Raw genomic sequence first — 6,817 nt, 5'->3', positions numbered from 1 at the left:
GAAGTGCCTTGCCTCTCGGTCCGCTCCTGGGGGGTCAGTCCAAACAGAGGTATCCCTACACGGAGTTGCTTGCCGTATCCCTTGAGGGAGGGGAGTTTCATCTTCATGTTTGAAGCGTAGGCGGTCCCTTTGGAACCACTGGTTGCAGGCTTTTCCGTTGACTTGGGAGGCCGGCGCGCATCAGCCTATGCCCTTCTGCTCAGGGCTAATTGGGTACTTTTCGCGTGGTCGTGCATACTTCTGTCAGCATGACTGGATGAACGTCCAGTGATCTTGGAGAAACGGCGAGGGCCGTCTCTCACAACCCGGGAGACGGCCCTCACGGTGAGCGCGTTACTTCACGCAGTGGGTGGCCGTGTAGGGAGAGATGACGTCTTTGAGCTCGTTGTTGAACCGGATGCTCGCACCGATCCTCAAAGCTGTCCCGCCATCCAGGCAGACACTGTACTTGGCTGGTTCGATGCTGCTGAACCGTCCCTGGCTCTTGAGGGTGTTCACGTACTCAGCGATCAGGGCGTCCACGGCGCTCTGCCTGTAGGTGTTGCCCGTCAGGGCACGCTGCGTCGCATCGAGCATGACGGTCACTTGACCGCTGGTGTTGGGCTTGCCGTCGTAGGTCATGACACTCAGTCCTGCGGCATCTACCCGGGCCATCGGCCACCCTGTGAGTTGAAGGGCGCTGGAGATGCGGTTGCGCAGCGTCTGGTTCTCGGCCTCCCGCTTCGCCTGGGCCTCTCTGGCATCGAGGTCGACCAGCTCGGTCGGCGTAGTCGGCGTAGCAGGAGCGGGCTTCGCGGCGGCTTCCCTGGCCGCCTTCTCGCGGGCTGCAGCAAGTTCCGCACCCTCCCTACGGATCTGTGCTGCTTCGGTGGCCGCACGCGCTGCGTCGTAGGGGCGCTTGAAGACCCACTGCTGGTCGCCGCCGATCGCTCCCAGCACGCCGATGAGTTCCCAGCCGTACTTCCCGAGGGTGTCCACCTGAGCCTGGGTATCCAGTGCTTCGCTGGCGACAACGCCGCCGAGGGGACCATAGATCATCAGCTTGCTCTGGCCACTCGTCTTGGCTTGCAGATCTGCGGGGGAGCTGAAGTAGGTCTTCCCGAAAGAGATGACCAGGTACTCCCACTGCCCACTGACCGTGGCGCTGACGATGGTGGGCGTCGTCTTGGTGGTTGCCGGGGTACTGGCGGGCGGAGCGGCTGGTGTCGTCGGTGGGCGGGTCTGTGCTGCCGCCATGGAGAGGGCGGTGGTGGCTGCGAGCAGGAGGCTGAGCGTTCTTGTCTTCATGGATCTCCTCGTGGGGTGAAGGCCGGCTGTGTGGTCATGCGCCAACTCCACGCTCAGGCTAGCCGAGCTCTCGGCTTGATGCTCACGCATATGCGGCCGAGGCACATCTCCACCGTAGTCCTTGCTTCTTGCTGGCCTGATCCTCTGCGCTTGTTCGGCGAGGGTCACCCTGCTGCCTTGTTGGCAGGTTGCCTGGAACGTCGGTAGACTGCCAGCACTACTGACATGTTCAACTCGAAGACGCTCCTGACATCTCGCTCTATACACTTCACGCCCGCCGTGTTCATCGCTTGTACGCTGACATGGCGGGCGTGAAGTGACATGAGCTGTCAGATTCCGTTGAGGGTGTCGCCACCCTCCAGAGCCCTTCGTCCCAGAGGGCTCACCTGCGGTTGACCCGCCGCCTGTGCAGCGGCCGGAGCCCGTCCCGGACCTGGATTCCCGGACTGTCCCCAGGTGGGATGGGCAGCAGGCCGGGCCACGTCGCTCAAGGGGCGCTCAAGGCGTCGGGCCTGCCCTGGCNCCCGGACCTGGATTCCCGGACTGTCCCCAGGTGGGATGGGCAGCAGGCCGGGCCACGTCGCTCAAGGGGCGCTCAAGGCGTCGGGCCTGCCCTGGCCCCTAGAGCATTTGCCATAAGAATGCGGTGGGTTTCCGCATTCGTTGGCCGAGCGGAGCGAGCGAATTGAAGAAGAGCATTGGGCAGAATGGAGGCACCTGGGGCGCCCTTCCCCGGGGGCCGTCATTCTGCCCAATGCTCTAGGCTGGCCGCGATGACCCAACCTGACCTCCTGAACCCGGAACGCCTGCGCGGCGTCCTCCTTGACGTGGACGGCACCCTGGCCGATTCCAACCTGGCCCACGCCCGCGCCTGGTCGGCGGCGCTGCGCGACGGGGGCTTCGAGAAGACCCCCGAAGAGGTGTTTCCGCTGATCGGCATGGGCGGCGACAAGCTGGTGCCCGAGCTGACCGGGCTGGATGCCGAGAGCGAGGTGGGAAAACGCCTGACCGACGGCTGGGTGCGGCACTTCGAGGAGCTGATGCCTGAGCTGCGTCCCACCCCCGGCGCCCGCGCCCTGATCGAGGGCCTGCGGGCACGCGGCCTGCGGGTGGCCCTGGCGACCAGCGGCGAGGCCGAGATCGCGGACGCCCTGCTGCGGCAGATCGGCCTCGGCGACCTGGAGCTGGAACGCGTCAGCAGCAGCGATGTGGAAAACAGCAAGCCTGACCCGGACCTCATCAAGGCTGGACTGCACACCCTGGGCCTGCCCGCCGGGGCTGCCCTGATGGTGGGCGACACCCCCTACGACGCCGAGGCGGCCCGTAAAGCGGGCGTGCCCTACGTGCTGCTGCGCTGCGGCGGCCATCCGGGGGCAGAGGGGCATGATCCCCTTTACGACGATCCGCAGGCGCTGCTGGCCGCGCTGGATCAGGCTTTCCCGGTGCAGTAGGAGGCACGGGGGACAGGGAGGGGCCGGGAAAGACGCGTCCCGGCCCCTGTCCCGTGTCCAGTTACTGCCTGCCCTGCGGCAGAGCGAACGCCTGCAGAGGCACGGTCACCTCGCGGAGCTGTCCGTCCCGCTGCACGGTGAGGCGCAGGGTATCCCCGATCTGTTTGCCGATCACCGCGCGGGGCAGGTCGGCGGCGTCCTCCAGCGGCTGGCCGTCCACGGCGGTGATCACGTCGCCGCCAGGGACCGGCTGCTCCCCCTGCCCGGCGGGGGCGGTGCTGCCGCGCAGTCCGGCCCGCTCGGCGGGGCTGCCGGGGTACACCTGAAGGACGAGGGCGCCCTGTTCGGGCAGGCCCGCCCCCTCGCGCTCCTCGGCGGTGAAGCTCGCCACGTCCCGGAAGCCCAGGCCCAGGGTGGGCGTCTGGACCTCGCCGCCGCGCTGCAGTTGCGGCAGCAACCGGCGCACGGTGTCCACCGGAACCGCGAAGCCCACGCCCGCGCTCTGGCCGATGCCCCCGGTCAGAATCTGGGTGTTCACGCCGATGACCTGTCCCGCCGAGTCCAGCAGCGGCCCGCCCGAGTTGCCGGGGTTGATCGCCGCGTCGGTCTGGATCACGTTCTGCTCGACCCCCTTGGCCCCCACCGGCACCGTGCGCTCCAGGCTGGAGATGATGCCCTCCGAGACGCTGAACTCCAGTCCGAAGGGGGCGCCGAGCGCGATGGCCTTGAGGCCCACCTCCAGCCCCTCGGTCTGCCCCAGCGGGATCGGCCGGACGGTCCCTGCGGGCAGCCCCTCGGCGCGGATCAGCGCGAGGTCGAAGTCGGGGGCGCGGCCCACCACCTTCGCCGCATAGGTCTGGGTGCTGCCGTGCAGGCGGATGGTGATCTCGTCGGCGCCCTCCACGACGTGGTTGTTCGTCAGGATGTCCCCCTGCGCGTTCACGAAAAAGCCGCTGCCCGCGCTCTCCTGGGGACCCTGCTGGGGCAACTCGAAACCGAAGCGCTCCTGCAGGTCCCGCCGGAGCTGCGCCTGCGGGCTGCTGTCACCGCCCCGGTCGGTCACCTCAACGTAGACCACGCCGCCTTGCCGGGCCTTGACAACCTGCACGGTGTTGGTCTCGGACTGGGTGCGGGCGCGGGACGCCTCGGCGGTGGCCGAGGTGCCGGAAGTCGCCGGGGCGGACGTGGTGGTGGCAGGCAGGGTCCCCGTCACCTGGGCACTGGTGCGCTCGGAGAGTTCAAACCCCACGAAGGCGCCCAGCGCGAGCGTCCCGGTCAGGGCCAGCAGGGAAAGATTCTTCTTCATGGGGCGAGTCTGCCACCCCCCGGTTACGCGGGGGTTAAAACGGCTCAGGGGAGCTTCAGAAGGGGAAGAGGGAGAGGTCGCCCGGAGTGCGGCCCGGAAGAAGGCGCTGGTCCCTACACCGCCGCCGCGCCCGCCCGCCCCGCCACCCGCCCGGAAAAGAGGCAGCCCCCCAGGAAGGTCCCCTCCAGCGAGCGGGAGCCGTGCATCCCGCCGCCGCCGAAGCCCGCGACCTCGCCCGCCGCGTACAGGCCGGGGATGGGCTCGCCGCCGGGCCGCAGCACCCGGCCCTGGAGGTCGGTTTCCAGGCCCCCCAGCGTCTTGCGGGTCAGGATGTTCATGCGGACGGCGATCAGCGGGCCGTGGGCGGGGTCGAGCAGCGGGGCGGGCGGGGCCACCCGGATCAGCCGCTCGCCCATCAGCGCCCGCGCTCCCCGCGCCAGCGCGAGCTGCGGGTCCTTGCCCGCCCGGTTCATCACTTGCAGGTCCCGCTCCCGCACCTCCCGCTCGACAGTGGCGAGGCTCACGAGGTCCTGCCCGGTCAGGCGGTTCATCCCCGCGACGAGGGCAGGCAGATCAGCGGCCGTCACGAAATCCTCGCCGTGGTCGAGAAACGCCTGCACGGGGGCCTGCACCGCCCGGCCCATCCGGCCCAGGGTGGCCCGCAGATTCTTGCCGGTGAGGTCGGGGTTCTGCTCGGAGCCGGAGAGGGCGAACTCCTTCTTGATGACCGCCCGGTTGAGCAGGAACCAGGTGTAGGGGTAGCCCTGACCCGTGATGTGCGACAGCGTGCCCAGCGTGTCCGCGCCGGGGTAGTGGGGGTGCGGCAGCCGCCGCCCGGCCGGGTCCAGCCACAGGCTGCTGGGTCCCGGCAGCACCCGGATGCCGTGCCCCGGCCAGACCGGGTTCCAGTTGCGCAGCCCCTCGGTGTAGTGCCACATGCGGTCGGGGTGAATCAGGCTGGCGCCCTGGGCGGCGACCTGCGCCTGCAACTCGCCGTCCACGTGGGCGGGCACCCCGCTGAGCAGGGTGGCGGGCGGCGGTCCCATCCGCTCGGCGGGCCAGTTGCGCCGCACCCGCGCGAGGTTGCCTCCCAGCCCGCCCGAGGTCACGACGACCGCGCCCGCCGCCCGCAGCGCGAAGTCGTCCACCACGACGCGGGAACTGGCCTCGCCCCGGCCCACGTCAGACGGCTCCAACACGTCGCCGCGCACGCCCACCACGGCAGCACCCTCCCAGATCAGGCCGCGCACCCGGTGACGGAAGCGCATCCGGACGCGTCCTGCCGCCGCGTGTTCCCGCACCCGCCGCACGAACGGCTCCAGCACGCCCGGCCCGGTGCCCCAGGTGATGTGGAAGCGCGGCACCGAGTTGCCGGGACCCCCCGCCCCCTGAAAGCCGCGCTCGGCCCAGCCCACCGCCGGAAAGAAGCGCAGGCCCAGGCCCGTCAGCCACGCCCGCTTCTCGCCCGCCGCGAAGTCCACGTAACTTTCGGCCCAGGCCCTGGGCCAGTGGTCGTCGGGGCGGTCGAAGCCCGCCGTATTTTGCCAGTCGGTCCAGGCCAGCTCGCGCGAGTCGCGGATGCCCAGCCGCCGCTGCTCGGGCGAGTCCACCAGAAAGAGGCCGCCGAAGGACCAGTGGGCCTGTCCGCCCAGATTCTGCTCGCCTTCCTGATCAAGCAGCAGCACCCGCCGCCCCGCGTCGGCGGCCTCGGCGGCGGCCACCAGCCCGGCGAGGCCCGCGCCCACCACGATCACGTCTGCCTGCGTCTCCTGGGTCATGGTCCGGGTTCCTCCTGTGGCAAAGAGAAAGGCAAAAAGAGAAAAAACACCTGACTCGCGGCGGGGCGGGGCAGGTGTTCCGGGAAAGGGGGGCTTACTTCTTGCGCTTGCCGGGGGTCGCGCCGCGCTTGCCGCCGCCGCCCCCGCCGGTGGTGCGCTCCTTGGCGTCGCGCATGAAGGACCGCAGCTTGGCCTCGAACTGAGGGCTCTGCCGCCCGATGGCGCGGGGGCGCGGCACCTCCTCGGGCTCTTCGAGCAGCTCCTTGATCGAGAGGTCGAGGCGGCCCCGCTCGTCGCGGCCCAAGACCTTGACCTCGATCGTCTCGCCCTCGCGGACATGGTCGTGGATGTTGCGGACGAAGGAGTGGGCGATCTGCGAGATGTGGACGAGGCCCGTCTCACCGTTCTCGAACTGGATAAACGCCCCGAAATCGGTCACGCGCGTGACGCGGCCCTCAACGACCGCGCCGGGATCAAGCTGCACCAAGGGTGCCCTCCGAAATCAGCATAGGGCACATTCTATAGCACGCCCGGGGCCTCCATGCGCCGAGTGTGAAGCTTGCCCCCCTGGGACGGGCTCCGGATCAGCCGCCTTAGCCCCTCTGCGCCGCGCCGGTGCTTCCACGTCTTGGGCAGAACGGACGCCCCTTCCTGGGCAAAACGGACTCGCTTGAGCAAGCCTGCCCGCTGAGGACGCCTGCCCGCTTCCCATGCGTCACCCTTTTTCCTTCTCCTTCCCGCTCCTTCCCGTCGGGTGTCCAGTTCTCTCAACACTGTTCAACCGGAACCCGTGTGGGGCGGGTAGAGTGGGCGCCGATGAAGCTTCGCGGCACGCTCGGCGGCATGAACCTCCTTCTCGAACCCGGCGACACCGCGCAGGGCGTCGCGCAGGCCCTCGCCCCCCGCGCCGAGTTGCTGGCCGCCAGCGTCACGCTGGAGGTGGCTGGAGACGCCGACCCCGCCGCCCTGGAAGCCGCGCTCGCCGCAGTCCGGGA

Annotated in this window: 5 protein-coding genes; 1 reads left to right on the top strand and 4 read right to left on the bottom strand. The window is 69.4% G+C overall.

Going from position 1 to position 6,817, the window contains the following annotated elements:
- Positions 1 to 333: 333 nt before the first annotated feature.
- Positions 334 to 1,287: a hypothetical protein gene (locus QOL99_RS13840; RefSeq protein ID WP_285524679.1), complete on the bottom strand. Its 954-nt coding sequence runs from the start codon at positions 1,285 to 1,287 to the stop codon at positions 334 to 336.
- Positions 1,288 to 2,060: 773 nt separating this feature from the next.
- Between QOL99_RS13840 and QOL99_RS13835 the strand changes: the two genes are divergently transcribed.
- Entirely contained in the window at positions 2,061 to 2,738 is a 678-nt protein-coding gene (locus QOL99_RS13835; RefSeq protein WP_285524676.1) for an HAD family hydrolase, read from the top strand.
- A gap of 61 nt (positions 2,739 to 2,799) precedes the next feature.
- Here the strand turns inward: QOL99_RS13835 and QOL99_RS13830 are convergent, their stop codons facing one another.
- From QOL99_RS13830 to QOL99_RS13820, 3 genes are all read right to left on the bottom strand, one after another.
- Entirely contained in the window at positions 2,800 to 4,044 is a 1,245-nt protein-coding gene (locus QOL99_RS13830) for a S1C family serine protease (RefSeq protein WP_285524674.1), read from the bottom strand.
- A gap of 113 nt (positions 4,045 to 4,157) precedes the next feature.
- Complete coding sequence (locus QOL99_RS13825; protein ID WP_285524672.1) at positions 4,158 to 5,822, bottom strand: FAD-binding dehydrogenase; 1,665 nt, start codon at positions 5,820 to 5,822, stop codon at positions 4,158 to 4,160.
- A gap of 94 nt (positions 5,823 to 5,916) precedes the next feature.
- Positions 5,917 to 6,309 carry a S1 RNA-binding domain-containing protein gene (locus QOL99_RS13820; protein WP_285524670.1) on the bottom strand — a complete coding sequence of 131 codons (393 nt, stop codon included), beginning with the start codon at positions 6,307 to 6,309 and terminating at the stop codon, positions 5,917 to 5,919.
- Between the last annotated feature and the right edge of the window lie 508 nt (positions 6,310 to 6,817).

Source organism: Deinococcus rhizophilus (assembly GCF_030271215.1).
Lineage (GTDB): Bacteria > Deinococcota > Deinococci > Deinococcales > Deinococcaceae > Deinococcus > Deinococcus rhizophilus.
Note: the sequence above shows the minus strand (reverse complement) of the source record. Positions and strands in the feature narration are given on the sequence as shown.